The following is a 19554-nucleotide window of genomic DNA, read 5'->3' as shown; positions in this document are numbered from 1 at the left end:
GAAAAGTTAGTTATACCCAAGCGACTTGAGTATAAACCCAATAGTTTTGCTACTCAGCAACAAAATTGATTTAAGTTTAGTCTTGTTGCTAGTTAGACCGTATATATGAGGACAAAATTACAGTAAACTAGGGTCTGTTTATCTTTTGTGTATATTTACAAGTGTTGGAGTAGCTAAGTGAAAGTTTGTGGTGTAGAAATTAAGTCAAACGAAGCCATTATTTGTTTGTTAACTATGGATGGTGATGTATTTGATATTCCAAACTGCCGAGCGCAAAAAGTAGTTTTAACTGATGCCAGTTCAGCTGAAGGTTTAGCTGATTTCCAATTTACTTTTGGCAAATTAATGCATGACTACAAAGTAGAACATGTAGTGATTAAAGAAAGACCAATGAAAGGCAAGTTTGCTGGCAGTGCATTAGGTTTTAAACTAGAAGCCGCGATTCAACTATTGGAAAATGTAACGGTTGAAATTCAAAGCCCACAAACAGAAAAAGCTGTGATTAAACGCAACCCTATTCCAGTAGACTTTAAAGAAACAGGCTTAAAAGGTTTCCAACAAAGTGCTTTTGTTACAGCCTATAGCTTTTCAATGAAAAAGCACTTCAAAATTGAAGAGTAACCTCTAGGGTATATCTAGGAGCATTAGCGATTAAATGATGGCTAATGCTCATTGAAGTATTACTGAATTTCACGTTCCATACGAATAACCACACGACGGTTTTTTGCCCGGCCCAATACATTCTGATTGGTTGCAATGTGGCGTCGCTCGCCGTAACTATCAACTTCTATTCGTTTTGCATCTACCCCAGCTTCAGTAAAAAAGTTACGAATATTTTCAGCTCTTTGTTTGGCAAGTTGTTCGTTGTGCCAACGGCCACCATAACTATCACTAAAACCATCGAGTAAAACTAAATCTAGCTGAGCATCCTGCTTTAAATATTCAGCTATCATGGCTAAACGTTTTTTCGAATTTTTGGTCAATTCAGCTTTATTACTTTGATAAGTTAATACAGTTAAACTGATATCATCGAAGTTAAATGGCAGTAAGTTATCCATACAGGTTAAAAAACTTTCATAGGCGTTGTGGAAATTGGCTGAGCTAATAGCAACAGTTATATGATCAAAATCGCTATACCAGTCTTTGTAATAAAAGGTTGGTGACATGCCTTTTTCTAGTTCAGATAACATAGTCCAAGCTGGTTTATCAATTAACTCACCATCAAATTGTTGCAACAGCTGCATATCAATAATTTCACGGCTCGGTACACCGGCTCTATGTGTGGGTGGTACTGACAATACTTTGGCCATGTCGTAACCATGTGGTGTTTTTAACATGTCTAAATTAACTGTCATATTCGTGGCGCGGCTTGCAACGCTAGAAAAGACCACTTTGCCATAACGCGGAATTGGGTGCTCTAAACTGCAACTGAGTCGTGCATTTTGTTGGTTTACCCATTTAGAATCGGCAATTGAGGCTTGATAATGCCGTACATCGGCTAAAACCTGCCCGGCATATCCAAGGCTCACAATAGCGGCTAATTGAGCAATTTTACCTAACATTTAACCTTTCTCCAGCGACAAAACTTTGACTTGATCATAGACAAACAGACAATTATTTATGATTTAGCAAGTTTTAGACCAAATTACTTTTATACAACGGGTGAGCAACTAAGTTAATTCTGGCATAATGCTCAGCAATTTTTCCATATTGGCACCTGTTTTTATTTTATGCCACATGCACAGCTAAAAAATAGATTTCGTGGGTATTACCCTGTTGTTATTGACGTTGAAACTGCTGGTTTTGATCCACAGAAAAACGCCTTATTAGAAATTGCTGCAACTCTAACCGAGATGAATGAGGATGGTGAGTTTTATTGCGGTGAAACCATTCAGTTTAATATTGAGCCGTTTGAAGGTTCGGTGCTTGAGCAGTCAGCTTTAGAGTTCAATGGTATAGACCCGAGTAATCCACTCAGAGCTGCTGTGGATGAAAGAGCTGCGCTGCAAGAGATCTTTAAACAAATTCGCAAACGTCAGAAACACTACAATTGCCAACGTTCAGTTATGGTTGCACATAATTCGGCTTTTGATATGGGTTTTGTCAATGCTGCAATTGCCCGTGCGAATATTAAACGTAGCCCGTTACATCCTTTTGTATCTTTTGATACCACAAGTTTAGCCGGTTTAACTTTAGGGCAAACTGTGTTGGTGAAAGCCTGTAAAGCTGCGGGTATTGAGTTTGATAATAAAGAAGCGCATTCTGCCTTGTACGATACACAAAAAACCGCTGAGCTTTTTTGTTATATGGTGAATAAGTGGAAAAGTTTAGGTGGCTGGCAAGAGCCTGAAGAAGCTGCTTCTGAGAAGTAGAAATTCACGCGGTATAATTGCATGAGAGTTACGTGTTACGAGGTTTACTGCAATTTCAGTGTAACATGCTCAAAATCGCTAGAGCATAACTTTCGCAAAACCGCTGTTCTGGAATCAAACCAATCTTGAGCCGACTATTCATCCATGAAGGGCTGGCCCTGTCGCCCTCCTTGGCTCCACCTCATCAGACTGCGAAGCGGTGCTTCGGTTCTGATTCGCCCATGAAAAAGAAATTTTGCTCTAAGTCATTGCTCTAACGCTTTTTCTTATGGTTGTAAATTTGCCTTTATAACAACACCTTCGCTGAATATTCGTCTACGATAAATGTGCCAGATAAAAGCCTATTCACATGCTAATTTTCTAAAACTTCAAACGTCTTGGATGACGTTTGGGAGCGCCCAGGGAGTGGGTTTACAGCGATTTTAGAAAATTATGCTGAGAATGGGCTTTGTTGCACTCCCCCAAAAACGCAAAAAGCCGGTATAAACCGGCTTTTGATAAATCAAATTATTGAAATTCGATTATAGCTTGTCAGCGTTCTCAGAAAGGTAAGAAGCAACACCTGAAGGGCTAGCGTCCATACCTTTGTCACCTTGATTCCAACCAGCAGGACAAACTTCACCGTGCTCTTGGTGGAATGCTAAAGCATCAACCATACGTAACATTTCGTCAACGTTACGACCTAATGGTAAGTCATTAACTACTTGGTGACGTACGTTACCTTCTTCGTCAATTAAGAAAGAACCACGGAAAGCAACACCAGCTTCTGGATGCTCAACGTCGTATGCTTGACAGATTTCATGTTTAACGTCAGCAACTAAAGTGTATTGAACTTCACCAATACCACCTTGGTTAACTGGAGTGTTACGCCATGCGTTGTGAGAGAATTGAGAATCGATAGAAACACCGATAACTTCAACACCACGTTTTTGGAATTCAGCGAAACGCTTGTCGAAAGCGATTAACTCTGAAGGACATACGAAAGTGAAGTCTAAAGGATAAAAAAAGATAACTGCTTTTTTACCTTTGATTGCTTCGCTTAAAGTAAAGCTATCAACGATTTCGCCATTACCTAAAACTGCTGCAGCTGTGAAATCAGGAGCCGGACGGCCTACTAATACAGACATAACATTCTCCATTTATATTATTGTGAACGTGAATATACATCGCGAATAAATATGATTATTCGATAACTGGAAATGAGTATATAGGCGAATGAATAAAAACCAAGGGCAGAACTCAACTATTTTTTATGAAAAGATCTAAAAACATAGTTGCTAATACGAATATTTCTCATTTATAATATAGCTATATTTTGTAGAGGATATTCTATATGTTCGTTTGTTTATGTAATGGCATCACTGATAAAGACATAATTGCAGCAGCAGAAAAAGGCTGTAGCAGTTTAGTTGAACTACGCAAACAAATGGATATCGCAAATGATTGTGGCAAATGTCGTAAACAAGCGATCAACATTTTGCGTGAAGCACAACCAAAACACAAAATTGAAGACAACGATTTATTGATTGCTGCTTTTGCATAACCTCAGCCAAAAATAACAACCACTTACACACACTATTCCCTACCCTCCCCCACAAAATAAACAGGTTATTCTGTTTTACGGTTTAAACAACCTCAACTGCGCGTAATAAAAATTGCTCAGCACACCCATCCCTCTGTATTATTTTTGCTACTAATAGCCAGACATAAAGATGGATAAAAACACCTTAATAGATGAATAACTATCCGCATGCGGCAGTAATGACAAACGAGTCAGCGATCTAGAGATAAATAACCTGAACTCGGGATAAATAGTAAAATCATTTTTGAGATAGATAGGATGACTTAAGAAGTCAGTCGTATTAAAAGGTAATAAGAAGTATATTTTGAAGCATTCTTAACAAGAAGAATGGTGCCCGGGGCCGGACTTGAACCGGCACGCTGTTACCAGCGAGGGATTTTAAATCCCTTGTGTCTACCAATTCCACCACCCGGGCAGACACGAATTACATAAACTAAAGTTTATATAATCAAGATTTTGGAGCGGCTAACGAGACTCGAACTCGTGACCCCAACCTTGGCAAGGTTGTGCTCTACCAACTGAGCTACAGCCGCATAATAAAACAATGTAAAACTAACAAATTTTGGAGCGGCTAACGAGACTCGAACTCGTGACCCCAACCTTGGCAAGGTTGTGCTCTACCAACTGAGCTACAGCCGCACTCATAATAAAGTGCAAATAAAATTGGTGCCCGGGGCCGGACTTGAACCGGCACGCTGTTACCAGCGAGGGATTTTAAATCCCTTGTGTCTACCAATTCCACCACCCGGGCAGACACTTTATCTAACATGTTTTCGTTTAATGGAGGCGGGTCCCGGAGTCGAACCGAGGTAGACGGATTTGCAATCCGCTGCATGGCCACTCTGCCAACCCGCCGCACTTTTGGAGCGGCTAACGAGACTCGAACTCGTGACCCCAACCTTGGCAAGGTTGTGCTCTACCAACTGAGCTACAGCCGCGTCTCACTGAAGTTATGTCATGTTTCTTTCATAACTCCCGAAAACGAGGCGCATTTTACAAAGTATTAGGAACGAGTCAACTGTTTATTTAAATCTTTTTTCTAACCGCTCAATAAACAAGCGAATGTGGTCAATTTTTAATGGATTTGCGTTAAACTTGGCCAAGCGGCACGTAAATACACCATCATAGACCAGAAAGTTAAGATGACAGCTATATATAAAAGTGCGACCGAAACGTAAAACAAAGAGCCAGTTTGAAAAATTAATAAACCAACAATTGCCGCCATTTGCGCAAAAGTTTTAAATTTACCGATATTCGACACTTGTACGTGCGCACGTTTGCCAACTTCTGCCATCCACTCTCTCAGCGCCGATATCAAGATTTCTCTACCAACCATAACTACTGCAGGTAAAGTTATCCAAAACACGCTGTAATGCTCTACAATTAAGCCTAACGCAGTGGCAACCATTAACTTGTCAGCTACTGGATCTAAAAAAGCGCCAAAAGGGGTACTTTGTTGCCAACGCCGAGCTAAATATCCGTCCAACCAATCTGTGAATCCTGCAACTGCAAATAAAAACGCAGCCAATAAATGACCCCAAGCCACAGGTAAATAAAAACACAGTACAAAAAAAGGAATTAAAACTATTCTAAAAACAGTCAGAATATTGGGTATGTTCCACATTCGTTAATACTTCACGCAAAGTTAATTAAAGTTAATATTTAAACGTTTTAGTTATTGTCGCATTAATTGTAGGCTTTTGTTAGTCGCTTTTCTCATGCAAATGGTAAAAAACCGTTTCAGCTAGCTGCAAGCTGAAACCCGGTACTTTTGCGATATCGTCAATACTAGCGTTTTTAACCTCTTGCATACCACCCAGATATTTAAGTAAATTCTGACGTTTTTTCGGCCCTACACCAGCGATTCCTTCCAAAGACGAGGTTGTTTTAACTTTTTGCCGCCTTGCTCTGTGACCAGTAATTGCAAACCTATGCGATTCATCGCGAATATGCTGAATCAAATGCAGCGCTGGTGAATGCGATTCAACATTCAGTATTTGATGACTACCAGCCAAAATTAACGTTTCTAGCCCGGGTTTTCTGCTTGTGCCTTTAGCAACACCAATTAACAAGGGCATTTTTTGTGGCCAATCGACAAAATAATTTTCTGCTTGTGCAAGCTGGCCTTTACCACCGTCAATAAAAATAATGTCCGGTATTTTATCTTCAGGTTGAGGTGATTTGTACCTACGCGACAGCACCTGCGCCATAGCGGCATAATCATCCCCAGGGGTAATACCCGTGATATTGTATTTGCGATAATCCGTTTTCATCGGCCCACTGCGGTTAAACACCACGCAGGAAGCAACCGTTTGCTGCCCCATAGTATGGCTGATATCAAAACATTCCATACGCTGAATGGGCTCAGGTAATTCCAATAACATATCCAAAGCTTCAAACCTACGCTGCATAGATAAAGACTCACTCAACTTAGTTGAAACCGCATTTTCAGCATTGGTTTGCGCAAGCTTTAAATAACGTAAACGTTCGCCGCGCGTTGGCACTTTTAATTCAACTTTAGTTTCATGTAATTGTTCGATGGCGTGCTGTAAACCCACTTGCTCAGTTAACTTAAATGGGATCAACAACTCTTTAGCTGGCGTTCGTTCAGATGTTTGATTTAAATAATACTGAGCAACAAACGAGGTTAAAATCTCTTCATTTTCAGAGTTTTTTGGCGTTTTAGGATAATAACTTTTACTGCCAAGTACTTTGCCGTCGCGCACAACCAGTAAGTGAATACATACAACTCCATGTTGACTAGCAAAACCTAAAATATCTAATGAATCATGGTCACCACTAACAGATTGAGTTTCTCTAACCTTTTTAAGCGCAGTTAATTGGTCTCGATACATAGCTGCTTGCTCAAAGGCTAAATTTTGGCTGGCGACATCCATTTTTTCCACTAGCTGAGTCACCACCTCTTGATTCCGCCCCTGCAAAAACAACTTAACTAAATTAACTTGCTGGGTGTAATCAATATCTTCAACATAACCTTCAACACAAGGTGCTAAACACCGCTTTAACTGGTGCTGCAAACAAGGACGACTGCGCGCTTGGTAATAAGTATCTTCACATTGGCGCACCGGAAAAACTTTTTGCATAATACGCAAACTCTCACGCACTGCCCCACCGGATGGATAAGGCCCAAAATATTGGCCCTTTTCTTTTTTTGGCCCACGATGAAAAGCCAAACGCGGATGTTTATGCCCAGATAAAAAGATATACGGATAACTTTTATCATCACGCAGTAAAATATTGTATTTGGGCAAATACTGCTTAATTAGATTATTTTCTAAAATCAGCGCTTCAGTTTCAGTATGTGTAACAGTGACTTCAATATTGGCAATTTGCCTAACCAAGGCTATGGTTTTTTGGCTAGTTTGATTAGCACGAAAATACGAACTAACGCGTTTTTTTAAATCTTTAGCTTTACCAACATAAATAACCTGCTGATTATCGTTATACATACGATAAACCCCAGGCTGATTAGTTAAATTTTTTAAAAATGCGGTGGAATCAAATAAAGAAGTCATGCAAATAGTTACAACTAAACCTGAACTTTAAATAACCTGAACTCTGGATAACAACTTGCTTTCTAGGGGCTATTTATCCTTACAGCTGCGTTGAATTCGCTAGTAATAGCCAGCTATTACGTACGCAAATTCGCCTTGCTCTAAGAATAACTATCTCCCTAGAATACTTATAAATAAACTTTGTTATGAATTACAAAATATTAGCTAATTTGTTATCCAGAGTTCAGGTTAAATACAAACAAAATGGCGGTGTACTTAATTTAAGTACACCGCCATCTTAACAAAAACTTTAGACTATCAGTAGTAGCTAAAAAACTAACTCGCTAAACCTAGCTCTCTAAACTGAGCTAACTTAACAGACTTAAAACCGACTGCTGGCTTTGACGAGCTTGCACTGCAACTGCGCTAGTGCTTTGCGATAAAATATCGTTGGCTGCTTTATCAGCTGTTGCTTGCGCAAAATCCGTATCTTGCAAACGGCTACGCGCAGCTTGGACATTCTCGTTAGTCGTCGATAAGTTATTGATAGACGATTGAAAGGCATTTTGGGTAGCACCTAAGTCACCACGCTGCTCACCAATAGTGCCAATTGCATCATCCAGTGTTTGCAACGCTGAATCGACTCCACCAGCAACAGTCACATCAATATTAAATACATCATTCAACTGTGATGATAAATCTGTGGTATTTACCGAGCGCGATTGCCCTGCACCAGAGCCTACTTGGAATGAAAATTCACTGTCTTCAGTGAACAAAGACTTACCGTTAAACTCGGTGTTGTTAATAGTGTCTTGAATATTTTGCTGTAAACCGGAAATTTCAGACTGAATGGCTTTGCGATCAGCGTCAGTTAAAATGCCACTACCCGCCTGCTGAGTTAATTCACGAATGCGCTGCGCATCATCATTAATGCCCTGTAATGCACCATCTGCAACTTGTGACAACGAAATACCATCGTAAGCATTACGAATAGACTGCTGATAAGCATTTGATTCAGAAGATAAACGCTCAATAATCTGTTGAGCCGCAGCTGCATCAGCCGCTTTATTTACTTTTTTACCCGAGGCTAGTTTCTCTAAATTATCATCTTGCTTACGCTGGATTTGATCCAAAAAGAAACTGTTTGAACCTGAAGAGACATTGTTAATCGCCATGACCGTATCCTTTGTACAACTTAAACATCAAGTGGATAATATTTGTACAGTATAGCATATTGGTGGGAAGGGCAAGATTAATAAACAACTAGCTATGAATAAAATCTATTTCTAAGTTGTGTTACGATTGCATCACACTTTAAAACATCTTCTTTCGCCCAGTTCAAATAGTTATCTAATTCGAATTTTGAGGTTTGATTGATTTTATCGTTAAAATCTTCGAGTATTTTCTCATTAGACAGTACTTGTAAATCTACCTGACAGACCTCTAAAATTTTTTTCTTACTGTCACAGTCCAGTGCTTCAAATACGTCTTCGTACCTCAGCATCAACGTCTCGCAATTTGAGGCTACCTTGTCCAATACGTAACGGTTTTTAAATTCCCAAATCCAACTCAAGCGTTCTATCAAATTCATATTTTGCCATCTATCGCGATAAGGATCGTTTTCTAAATTTTGTGGTGACACAACCCAAGAGCTATCACGCAAATATTTCAACTCAGATTTCCCATCTCGGATTTGCGTACGGCTATATGCTGATGGTATCCAAGTTCTCGGGTCACGAACAATGTGTACGACATTGCAACTCTTAAACAATGAACAAATATGCGGCAACATAAATGTAATGCCACCATTAGATTCAATATAAGTACTTCGCCCTAATGAACGAAGCTCATCTAACACATTAAGCCGGTTCATCTTAAATAATGCGCAATAATCGGAATCAACTTTCCCCTGAGAATAATACTCAAATGCCTCTTTTTGCAAATTAGGTTGAGGTTCATGATGGACTAATGCATGGTTAGCATATTTAGATAGTTTATCTGCTAAAAAACGGGTCCCAGTTCGCCCTGTCGAAATAATAAAGGTTGCATCTACTTGAGACCACTCCAACATAGTTAGGCCCATACCACTTTGTTATTTGTTTCTCGATGAAGGAAGTGGCCTCTTGTGTCCACGATAAGTTGAGCATGCGATAAAATCATCTCATAGTCGAAACCATCATGCTCCGTCACCAGCACCACTGCATCGTATGTGGAAATAACATCGGCGGTAAGGTTTGTTGAATTCATATCAAATGAATATTTTCGGAGTTTAGGCATAGTTGGAACGTGAGGATCTGAATAATCCACGTAAGCACCTTTATTTTGCAATAACTCTATAATTTTAAGCGATGGTGATTCTCGGGTGTCGTCAACATTCTTCTTATACGCAACACCTAAAACTAGAATTGAGCTACCATTGACTGCTTTCTTATTGTTGTTTAATGCGTCAGTTATTTTAGTTACGACCCATGCAGGCATACCTGAATTAACCATACCAGAAAGTTCAATAAAGCGAGTTTCAATATCAAACTCTTTGGCTTTCCATGTGAGATAGAAAGGGTCGACCGGTATACAATGTCCACCGATCCCTGGTCCAGGATAATACGGTGTAAAGCCAAATGGTTTAGTCGCTGCGGCACGGATGACCTCAAAAATATTAATTCCCATCTTGTCGCAAACGATCTTCATTTCATTAACGAGTCCGATGTTCACAGCTCTGTGAATATTTTCTAATAACTTGGTCATTTCAGCTACTTTGACAGACGTAACTGGTACGAGAGTTTCTATTGGGTGCTTATAAAGAGCTAATCCAACTTGTAAGCACTCCTCGGTAACACCAGCTATGACTTTTGGTATGCTATGTGTGCTATATTTTTGATTACCTGGGTCTTCTCGTTCAGGAGAATAAACCACATAAAAATTTTCACCAACGATCAATCCAGCAGATTCAATTCTTGGTACGATAACTTCATCAGTTGTGCCTGGGTAAGTAGTACTTTCAAAGGATAAAACTTGCCCAGGAACAAAATACTGAACAATCTGATCCAAAGTATCCGTTACATATTTAAGGTCTGGTTCTTTATATTTGTTTAGTGGTGTTGGTAAGCATAAAACAATCGCATCACATTCACTTACTATCGACATATCTGAAGTTGCAATAAAACCGTTTGCAAGTCCAGCCAATATGTCTGCTTTCGATACTGTTTGAATGTAACATTCTCCAACAGATAGCTTCTCCACTTTGGTTTTATCTATATCAAAACCAACTACTTTGAAACCTACCCTTGAAAACTGCATAGCTAAGGGTAAACCTACATAGCCAAGTCCAATAATACCTATGGTCGCTTGCTTATTTGCCAACTTGCCTAATGTGCCGGGAGTTTTATTCATACCATTTCCAATTACAGGACTTAATTTGATATCGGATAAATAAATTTATCCTTTATAGCTAATTACTTAATCGTTGCTTGTACCCAATTATCAATAACGTTGTCCCATTTACTAATGGACTCGATTATGTCTGGATTTATCTGTAAATTTTCATAAAGTTCATCAAAATTGCTCATCGCTCTCGTTATCACACCACCGATCTCAGAAATTTGGTCGACCTTTAACATTAAAATACCTCGTTCTATCAAGGTAGAATATGGAAGCCATGACCCCGTGATCACTAAACAGCCGCAATACAAGTGTTCTTGCATTGAACCTGAAAATGAGTCTGAAACTTGGACTTGAATTAATATATCCGTCAACATTCGCAGTGCAGCAACTTGCTCATTGGTCATGAACTCTTGAATAATTACATAGTCTGCATTTTTATCAATTAGCGCTTTTTCTACTTTCCGTATGTATTCACTTGAATTGCCATAAGTCATCGGTAACCATATTTGAGCGTTGCTAAAAACGTCATCTGACAAATTCTCTATGACTTTTAAGTGTTGTTGAGCAGAAGAGGCATTATATCCTAGCGCAATAATCTTTTTATCTGTTGGTGCGATATGTAAAACATTAAACAACTCGAGTTTTGAATATTGCTTCTCTTTAAATTCAGAAATTAACTCTAGTGGTGTTAAACCAAAAAAACATTGAGTCCAATTTTTTTTACTTAAACTGGCGTTTGGTAAATTTTCCAACAATGTTTGTTTTAACTCAGGAGTGTGGCAATTAATTTGATCTGCACCTTTAACTATTGTGCCTAGTATGTCGAATCGGTTGCACCTGAATAAATCTGTCCCCCAAAAAACAATCCAAATTTTTTTACCAATCATCCGATAAAAACGCATTGCATATTGGTGTAAAAGAGAAACATATTGAACTTGAACAACGTCGTAGCGGCTGAAACGAGTATGCTGAATAATGTTAGGAATTAAGTTTAATAAAACACCCAGTAGCCAGCCAATTCTCGCTCTAGTCTTAAAATTGCGAGTCCACCATTCGAACATACTATTGTTATAAATTTTATCAAAAACATTCTCTTGGTTCGATTCAAGAGGACGTAAAGCAAAACAGTCAATTTGAAGACTAGGGAGCTTCTTTCGGTATGCTTTGACTAATTCCTTTGTGAGTTCTGCGTTGGGGTTACCAACAATAAGTAGCTTTTTACAATTGGACATAATTATTAATCATAGCAATAACATCTAACTTTATTTTGTGGTTGTGCTAGTCATGTGGAAGTTCTAGACCTAAAAAATTTTCGTCTCCATTAAAATGTCTGACGGTTTTAATATATTCAGGCCACTCGCCAATATCAAACCATGACTTTTCACTAACAGGGAATACGCCAACTCTCCCTCCACGCTCCTTAACGGTATTGATCAGGTCTGTAATATGATAAAAGGTATTATTAGGGATCTCTTTCAACAAGTGAGGTTCTAATACGTATACACCGGCGTTAATTTTAAACGTGAGTTCAGGCTTTTCATTAAGTGAATCTAACAACCCATCTTCTTTAGTTGTGATTGTGCCATAAGACAACCTATGATGTTTTAAAGCTGATACTAAAGTAATCTCGTTATTATTGCTTTTATGAAAATCATATAGTTGACTTAAATCTTGCTGAAGTAAAATATCACAATTTGACAAAAAGAAAGTTTGGTTAATTTCGTCTTTTAGAAATGCCAATGCACCAGCTGTTCCTAATGGCTTTTCTTCATAAACATATCTAATATTAATGGATGGTGTAACCAACTGGTTCAAAAAATGCTCTATTAGATCTTTTTTATAATTAACCGATACATAAAAATGCTTGCACCCGATATCACTAAATTGAGACATAATAGATTCAATGATAGTTTTGTCACCCACTGGTATAAGTGGCTTGGGTAAAACATTAGAGATTGGTTTAAGTCTAGTACCCTGACCTCCAGCCATTAAAACTACAGGGGCATCAACACGGCTATTTGTTACAGGGAGCTGTAATTTACCAAACAAGTCTGTCCAGAAATAAATTTTTACAACATTAGCTTCAGAATCAATTACTGGCATAAATTCACAACGAATTTTAACCATCATTTTCTTGATTTTCTGAATGGAATCTACGTGACTTGCTACTAACTTACTCTCTAAAACTGTACTTTCAATTGATGAATTTAAATCGACATCACTGATAATTGCTCGTTGCACGTCACCAATTGAAAGCAAAGTTAGATATTTAGCATTCTGATCAACGACAATTAATAACTTTCTGCCCAATTTGTCCATAAGCTTAAGTGCAAACAATAACGTTTGTTTTTCACTGATAAATAGCTCATGGTCTAAGATAATTTTTGAACTCATAACTAAGCCCCTTTATATAAGGATTGTGCTTTAATAAAAGAGTTTTTTGGTATTTTAGCGCTCTGCACACACACGCTTCCGCTTCCAATAAAACAGTTGTCACCAACTTCAACACCTCCATTTAAAATGGCGCCAGTTGAAATATGACAATTGTCACCCACTAAACAATCATGTTCTATAAGAGATTTTGAATTTATTATACAGTTTGTTCCCACAATGGAATTTGCATTGATTAAACTATCATGCATAACAATAGTCCCCTCTCCAACTCTGACGTTAATGCCCACATAAGCTCTAGGGGAAACAATCGTTGCAAATGTCCCACCACTTTGTTTAACAACTCGAAAAAGCTTAATTCGGCTTTCAGTAACACCAATTTGGCCAATAGCGTTTACAAAGAGGACATCCTTGTTGAGGTAGTGTTTGATTAGTTCATCTCCACCCAGCACTTCATGCCCAAACACTGAGTGCCCTTTAGGCAATCTAGAATCCAATATACCCAGAATTTCATATTGCCTTGTAAGCTGAATAACATCTATAACAGAATGGCAATGTCCTCCGCCTCCAAGTAATACGAGTTTAATCATAGCGCTGACTTAATCGAGCTAGGTAGACAAACTATTGTGTTATAGGCTTCAACTGAATTGCTCAAATTACCTATTTCACAATCTCTTAAATGTGGAAGTGTATGTAATAATTGCCATAGAGGTCTGACTAAAATTTGGGCTTTAATACATTGTTCTATTAGGTTTTGTTTGCTGTCAACATCAGGACAACGTATAGCATTTAACCAGTAGTTTGACTTGCAATTTTGCGGTTCCACAATAAATTGATATTCACTATCTTCAAATAAATTTCGATATAAGTTTGCTAACCTTCTCTTATCATTTAGATATTCTGGCAACCTATCAATCTGAGCACATCCTAAAGCCGCGTTTAAATTGGGCATCCTATAATTGTAACCCAACTCATCATGATACATTTCAAAGGCATGTGCCACTTTGGCAGTTGTAGTTAAGTGCTTTGCCCTATCAGCTAATGTCGAATCTTGAGCGAATATTGCCCCACCGCCACCAGTTGTAATAATTTTATTACCATTAAAACTGGTCGCTCCCAAAGATGCTATTGTTCCACAATGCTTACTTTTATAGGTAGAACCTAATGATTCAGCAGCATCCTCCACAACGGGTAAATTCCAGTCATTCGCAACCCTACATAGTTCATCCATATCGCAAGGGTGTCCAAGCGTATGCATAGGTACAATAGCACTGATTCTGCGTTTAGTTTTAACATGAATACAGGCTCCATCTTCTGTCAATTGTGCATTTTCAGACAAATATGTTTCGAGTGACGACGGCGAAAGACCAAGCGTTTCAGTATCAACATCAATAAATATAGGGCTAGCACCGCAGTATTTAATAGCATTTGCTGTCGCTACAAAACTGAGAGCTTGTGTTATTACAAAGTCACCGTTTCCTACACCAGATAAGCTTAACGCAACATGTAACGCAGATGTGCCATTCACGGTAGCAATACACCTGTTACTGCCTGTAAATGACTCCAATTTTTGCTCGAACAAATCAACATAACGACCAACTGTAGAGACAAAAGTCGAGTCAATTGTGTCGCTTATAAGATCTTTATCTGTTTGATTAAAATATGGAGCATGCAAAGGTATTACCGAATTTGTTTGGTAATAATCTTGTATAAATTTGACCACATCTAGTGTTTTCATATATTACATTTTTTGATCTAAATATTTATCGAGTTCTAAATGGCTAAACTCTGGAACATGCTTACAAACAAACTCCACAATTGATCGTTTTGACCAACGCTTCTGCTTTCGTAGTTCATGGTAGTCTAGTTCAAACTCTGTGACAGAAAATTCATCGCTCCTTAGCGAATTTACAACCACACCAATTTCTAAATATCTCTCCAAGTCAACACTTTCCCCGTCTACAAAAAATTCCTCGAATGGTTTTTCACCTGTAGTGTCTGAATCGGAAAATACGCAGGGCCATTTCGAAGAATCAGCTCTGGGTGTCTTTAGAAAGAAAGCTCTCGCTTCTAACTCATTTTCACACTCGAAAGGTTCTAACCCCATAGACTTCAAATATTTTTTAGCAATATCAGCGAAGGTAATAAGATTGGTTTTTTCATCTAATTTTGGAAAAAAAATGTCTCCGCTATAACCTAATAGACAGGACATTAGGCATAGTACGCCAGACTCTTCTGAGGTCATAAAATATCGTTTGATGTCTCTAGGCGCTGCTATAGGTTGCCTCTTGGAAAGACGTTTCTCAAATCCATATAAGAGAGAACCATCTGAAAAGGCAACATTTGCAAATCGAGCCATGGATATATCAATTTCTTTGCTATAACTCCCAACAACTTTCTCCATTAAGCGCTTTGTTGCACCCATCAAGTTTACTGGATTAGCAGCTTTATCAGTTGAGACACAAAAGTATTTTTTTGTGCCCCTATCTTTAAGTTTTAACAACGACGTTTGTGTATTGAGAACGTTGGTATTTAGCATTCTCATCAATGTATATGGGTCTCGTTCACTTCGAACATGTTTCATTGCAGATAGATTCAAGACATAATCATATTGACCGTCAAATTCGATGAACCGATCAAATTCAAGTGAACCAATATCTAAAATAAGTGTCCTAAATTCACCTTCAATATAGCCGAATGAGCTTCTTATATCTCGAACGAGCTCAACCATGTTATTTTCGCTAATATCAACAACATGTAATTTTTTGGGTGATCTTTTAAAAATCTCTTTAGTCACGGCTTGACCAATAGTCCCTGCCCCACCTAAAACCAAGAATGAACTTTCAGAAACAATCTCAAGTAATTTATTAGAATTTTTCTCTAGATCGAATTCAAAAAGGCCCGTGTTTCGACCTATTAACGAAAGTAAAGATGTATTCATAGGTAATCCTTAATAGGTCCAATTATCCGCTCGAATGCTCGAATTTTAGTTGTTCCCCAGTCTTCAAACGAACCAATCGAATACTCCTTAACTTGATTTCTAGGATTTGAAAAACAACTTAGAATCTTATCGCTAGAAGTCGCAAGTGTTGGATCAATAAACTTCGAGAATTTGTTGAATTCATTTAAGGTATCACTTTCAAACAATTTCTGATGTGATATTTTTAGATAATTCAACGGTTGTTTAATACTTGATTCTATTAACTGATTGTATTTTTTCCAATGCCAACAAAGTTTCTCAAACTGACTAAACTCTTCCCATGTGTGGAATTCAGGATCATCCGGAAAATCTTTAGCGTTTAACCTAGCTCTAGGATCAGTGTCCGAAAATAAGGTATACCTAGACTGTTGAACATTGCTAATTGCTGAGCGAATATAACTCAAAGGAGACCGTTCAACATGTATAACTTTAAGTCTAGGAAAAAACTCAATTAACGCTGGTAAAAACATTACCAAGTTGTTGTTCGATTCAACGTATATTGTTTTATTACTTTGTTCGAGCCTCTCCAGCACGGGCTTTCGCATTTTCAAATATTGCTCAATCACTCTTTCATTAGAATAGTTTTCTCTATGGTATTGAGTACCTAAAACAAAACCATCTGGATAAGGTTCATGTTCAGCGTGAATACAAGGGTAGATTTGAGGAAGAGCATGAGCCAGAAATTCAGTCCCGGTTCTACCTGTACTCACAATAATCGTAAAATTTACCGAATTCAGATAATTTACCACTACGCCTACCTTATATTTTTCTAATAAATCGGATTAGACTATCTGACCAACTTGACCAAGTTAAATTTGCTTTCGCATATTCCTGAATCTCTTTATTGGTCACGCCAGTAGTACTAAATTTTTTATATTGTTCTAATAAATCATGAATATCCAAAGCACTTTCATCTGAGTCATAAATAATACAGTACGGGTTTTTCGAAAGCTCTTTATCTATGTTTGTCGTGACAGTTGGTAAACCAAAATACAAATATTCCCTTCCTTTAAGTGAACTAATCGTGGATACATGCTTTCGATGACAACCTAAAGTATCGATCCCTATATCGGAGCTTAAATAAAACGGCAGTAATTCGTCCGCAAGTTTAAATCCCCAAAAATGAACCTTGTCCGATAAATTTAAGTTGTTAGTTATGCTCTGCAGCTTATCCAAGTCACTGCCATCGCCAACCAAATTGAAATGAACATCAACTTCATGTTCAGATTGATAATATCGATCTAGACCTCGAATCACTCTATCAAACGCATGCCAATCACTAATATTGGCTACAGCCAATAAATCGATGCGATGCTTAGGCCATTGAATGTTATCTAGCTCAGGCTGGGACCAAGCGTCAGAAACCTTATTATCAAAGTAAAAGTTTAATTTACCCAATAGTTCCGTTGCAGGATTAGTTGACGAGATAAATGATACAAACGGTAGCAGTGTCGACCTATTTTCAACATCACGTTCAAGTTGTGTTTTATCTTTTATTTCAAATTCGTACGGATAAGTGGGGAACTCAATTGATGTAACAATGTTGTTACCGCACAAACTTTTAAAAAATTTAGCCAAATTTTGACCGTCGTACATTTGGTCATACCTAGCATAAACAAAGTCGGGTTTTACTTTACAATAATATTGGTTGGCTAATTCCCAAAAATATTCTCTCTCGCCAAGCTTTGATACACCCTTTTGTTCAAAAACTATGCTCAAAGTATCACGCTTTACATTGTACTCTGCAATTTTAAACGAGTCGTAACTCATATACATAAAGAAAGTTTGGTGAGCATGAGCTAACGCTCTCACTTGCCCAAGTACTTTCTTAAACACTCCAGCCATTTTGGTTGAGTGTTCGTTAATTCTACAGCAGTACAATATCTTCATAATTTATTTAACTAAATGAAATAGTTTTCTCCCGTGTTCCATGTCTGAAATAAGTTCGAATCGGTTCAAGCATGAATGTTCGATTACAAAGCGAGCAAACTCTTCATCTTTATAGTTTTTATACGCACCAATCATTTGCGGTTCATCGGTTGAATGTGTTTGCAAAAACATCTCATTAATATCTAGCTTGCCCAAAAATGTGACGAACATTTTGTGGAGCTCAGGCGTTTTAATAAAGTGGTGAAAGATATTTAAAGCCAAAACTGCGTCAAATTTACTCTGCTCAAAATCAAATATACTGGTTCTGACCGCTTTAAATTGTTTCTGATTTGCCGTTCTAAGTTTATCTAGAAAATAGAAGTTTTTTACGTCACCTTCAACTGCTGTACAGTCATAGCCAAATTTTTCAAGAAATCCACATAAATACCCCCAGTGACTGCCAATATCTAAAACAGTTGTACTCGTTGGTAAAATATTCCTTTGAATCAATGTGTATCGGCTAGAATCTTGAGTTTGCTCAAACTCTACAAAGTCTGGATGTTCAACCGGGGCATATAGTCTTCCATGGCAAAAAGCATTGGCGTACGATTTAACTTCAGCTTTGAAATTTACCCACTGTGCGTGACGAACAGAAACCTTTACAGGTATAGACTTTAATTTTAGTTGCTTGGCAATTGACAACCTATGCCTTCCATCTGCAAAAAGCATTTTGCCATCTCTAGAAATATGGATCGTCACATAATCAACAGCTTTACTTTGAATCCAACCTTCTTCGGAAATTGATTGAAACAAACTGTCCATGGCTGCACAGTGTCGAATTAAATCGCTTTCACTACTGCAACCAAATCTTGATTGTCCACTTCGAATATCGCTCAAAACTTCAGCAAAATAGTGCGTATCTTCCCATGGTACGTTTTGTTCGACTCTCTGTTTGAGAGATTCATAAAAACTTATGTGCGAATCAAACGGAACACAGTCTAGATCCCAATCCCCACTGAGTATTTGTCCGTGACAAATTTGTGGTAAAGAAACACAATCATGAATAAGTTGCGGATCAATATGGATAACTTGACTGGACTCAACGTCACTTAAACTAAAATAACTAAGCAATTTAGATACAGAAGTAGAAATTACTGGCTTATCTGGCGTTAATATATTGACCTGTTCAACATTGTATTTTTGGAGAAACCTGTAAACATTCAAATATGATACAACTCTATCGTTCGGCTGGACTAATACTATTGAATCATACTCTGGAAAGTCTATTTCTAGTGCTTCATCAAACATAGCTGCGTCTAAATATAAGGTTGAACTCTCAATAGGCAAACTATACTTTTTGGTTGTTAATAACGTGACTTTCCCAGACAATGCAACAGACGCAATGCATTTTTCTACGACAGATTGAGAAGCAGCTGCCACCACTAAAGTTCTTTGTTCGGACAT

The 19554-nt window shown here is 38.0% G+C and carries 18 protein-coding genes and 6 tRNA genes; 3 read left to right on the top strand and 21 right to left on the bottom strand.

Annotated elements, in window-relative coordinates; genetic code table 11:
- Positions 1–177: 177 nt before the first annotated feature.
- Positions 178–621 (top strand): DUF3010 family protein, encoded by a 444-nt coding sequence (locus tag WSC_RS0115105; RefSeq protein ID WP_016956781.1) that lies wholly within the window; start codon positions 178–180, stop codon positions 619–621.
- A 59-nt stretch (positions 622–680) separates the two neighbouring features.
- Here WSC_RS0115105 and WSC_RS0115100 read toward each other — a convergent pair whose 3' ends face one another.
- Positions 681–1562 (bottom strand): flagellar protein MotY, encoded by an 882-nt coding sequence (locus WSC_RS0115100; RefSeq protein ID WP_016956780.1) that lies wholly within the window; start codon positions 1560–1562, stop codon positions 681–683.
- Positions 1563–1730: 168 nt separating this feature from the next.
- On the opposite strand from WSC_RS0115100, the gene rnt reads away from it, so the two are divergent.
- The gene (gene rnt, locus WSC_RS0115095; RefSeq protein WP_016956779.1) at positions 1731–2372 is read left to right on the top strand and encodes a ribonuclease T; all 642 of its coding nucleotides are present in this window, start codon (positions 1731–1733) and stop codon (positions 2370–2372) included.
- 521 nt (positions 2373–2893) lie between these two features.
- On the opposite strand, the gene WSC_RS0115090 is transcribed toward rnt, so the two are convergent.
- Entirely contained in the window at positions 2894–3499 is a 606-nt protein-coding gene (locus tag WSC_RS0115090; RefSeq protein WP_016956778.1) for a peroxiredoxin, read from the bottom strand.
- Between the two features lie 206 nt (positions 3500–3705).
- On the opposite strand from WSC_RS0115090, the gene WSC_RS0115085 reads away from it, so the two are divergent.
- The gene (locus tag WSC_RS0115085; RefSeq protein ID WP_016956777.1) at positions 3706–3915 is read left to right on the top strand and encodes a bacterioferritin-associated ferredoxin; all 210 of its coding nucleotides are present in this window, start codon (positions 3706–3708) and stop codon (positions 3913–3915) included.
- A gap of 367 nt (positions 3916–4282) precedes the next feature.
- Here WSC_RS0115085 and WSC_RS0115080 read toward each other — a convergent pair.
- The 19 genes from WSC_RS0115080 to WSC_RS0114990 all read right to left on the bottom strand — a co-directional run bounded on the left by WSC_RS0115080 (position 4283) and on the right by WSC_RS0114990 (position 19554).
- Positions 4283–4369: transfer RNA gene (locus tag WSC_RS0115080), tRNA-Leu, on the bottom strand.
- Positions 4370–4411: 42 nt separating this feature from the next.
- Positions 4412–4487, bottom strand: a tRNA-Gly gene (locus WSC_RS0115075).
- Between the two features lie 30 nt (positions 4488–4517).
- Positions 4518–4593 (bottom strand) — tRNA-Gly (locus tag WSC_RS0115070).
- Positions 4594–4618: 25 nt separating this feature from the next.
- Positions 4619–4705: transfer RNA gene (locus tag WSC_RS0115065), tRNA-Leu, on the bottom strand.
- Between the two features lie 30 nt (positions 4706–4735).
- A tRNA-Cys gene (locus WSC_RS0115060) sits at positions 4736–4809 on the bottom strand.
- A gap of 7 nt (positions 4810–4816) precedes the next feature.
- Positions 4817–4892 (bottom strand) — tRNA-Gly (locus tag WSC_RS0115055).
- A 137-nt stretch (positions 4893–5029) separates the two neighbouring features.
- Complete coding sequence (gene pgsA, locus WSC_RS0115050; protein WP_016956776.1) at positions 5030–5578, bottom strand: CDP-diacylglycerol--glycerol-3-phosphate 3-phosphatidyltransferase; 549 nt, start codon at positions 5576–5578, stop codon at positions 5030–5032.
- A 79-nt stretch (positions 5579–5657) separates the two neighbouring features.
- The gene (gene uvrC, locus WSC_RS0115045; RefSeq protein WP_420170090.1) at positions 5658–7496 is read right to left on the bottom strand and encodes an excinuclease ABC subunit UvrC; all 1839 of its coding nucleotides are present in this window, start codon (positions 7494–7496) and stop codon (positions 5658–5660) included.
- Between the two features lie 341 nt (positions 7497–7837).
- Positions 7838–8644: a flagellin N-terminal helical domain-containing protein gene (locus WSC_RS0115040; RefSeq protein ID WP_016956774.1), complete on the bottom strand. Its 807-nt coding sequence runs from the start codon at positions 8642–8644 to the stop codon at positions 7838–7840.
- A gap of 92 nt (positions 8645–8736) precedes the next feature.
- Complete coding sequence (locus tag WSC_RS0115035; RefSeq protein WP_040394777.1) at positions 8737–9540, bottom strand: hypothetical protein; 804 nt, start codon at positions 9538–9540, stop codon at positions 8737–8739.
- A gap of 2 nt (positions 9541–9542) precedes the next feature.
- Entirely contained in the window at positions 9543–10859 is a 1317-nt protein-coding gene (locus WSC_RS0115030; protein WP_016956772.1) for a nucleotide sugar dehydrogenase, read from the bottom strand.
- 62 nt (positions 10860–10921) lie between these two features.
- Complete coding sequence (locus tag WSC_RS0115025) at positions 10922–12082, bottom strand: glycosyltransferase family protein (protein WP_016956771.1); 1161 nt, start codon at positions 12080–12082, stop codon at positions 10922–10924.
- A gap of 46 nt (positions 12083–12128) precedes the next feature.
- Positions 12129–13244, bottom strand: a complete 1116-nt coding sequence (locus WSC_RS0115020) for a nucleotidyltransferase family protein (protein ID WP_016956770.1) — start codon at positions 13242–13244, stop codon at positions 12129–12131.
- Positions 13245–13246: 2 nt separating this feature from the next.
- Complete coding sequence (locus WSC_RS0115015; RefSeq protein ID WP_016956769.1) at positions 13247–13831, bottom strand: acetyltransferase; 585 nt, start codon at positions 13829–13831, stop codon at positions 13247–13249.
- Positions 13828–14979: a LegC family aminotransferase gene (locus WSC_RS0115010; RefSeq protein WP_016956768.1), complete on the bottom strand. Its 1152-nt coding sequence runs from the start codon at positions 14977–14979 to the stop codon at positions 13828–13830. The genes WSC_RS0115015 and WSC_RS0115010 overlap by 4 nt, the downstream gene beginning before the upstream one ends.
- Positions 14980–14982: 3 nt before the next feature.
- Positions 14983–16182, bottom strand: coding sequence for a UDP-N-acetylglucosamine 4,6-dehydratase (locus WSC_RS0115005; protein WP_016956767.1), 1200 nt, complete (start codon positions 16180–16182; stop codon positions 14983–14985).
- Positions 16179–16970, bottom strand: a complete 792-nt coding sequence (locus tag WSC_RS0115000) for a sulfotransferase (protein WP_016956766.1) — start codon at positions 16968–16970, stop codon at positions 16179–16181. Before WSC_RS0115000 ends, WSC_RS0115005 begins: the two co-directional genes overlap by 4 nt.
- A 10-nt stretch (positions 16971–16980) precedes the next feature.
- Entirely contained in the window at positions 16981–18111 is a 1131-nt protein-coding gene (locus WSC_RS0114995) for a glycosyltransferase (RefSeq protein ID WP_082196196.1), read from the bottom strand.
- Positions 18112–18114: 3 nt separating this feature from the next.
- Positions 18115–19554, bottom strand: a complete 1440-nt coding sequence (locus WSC_RS0114990; protein WP_016956764.1) for a methyltransferase domain-containing protein — start codon at positions 19552–19554, stop codon at positions 18115–18117.

This window comes from Catenovulum agarivorans YM01 (assembly GCF_000281085.1).
Lineage (GTDB): Bacteria > Pseudomonadota > Gammaproteobacteria > Enterobacterales > Alteromonadaceae > Catenovulum > Catenovulum agarivorans.
The sequence above is the reverse complement of the archived record's forward strand: the minus strand, read 5'-3'. Positions and strand labels throughout refer to the sequence as shown.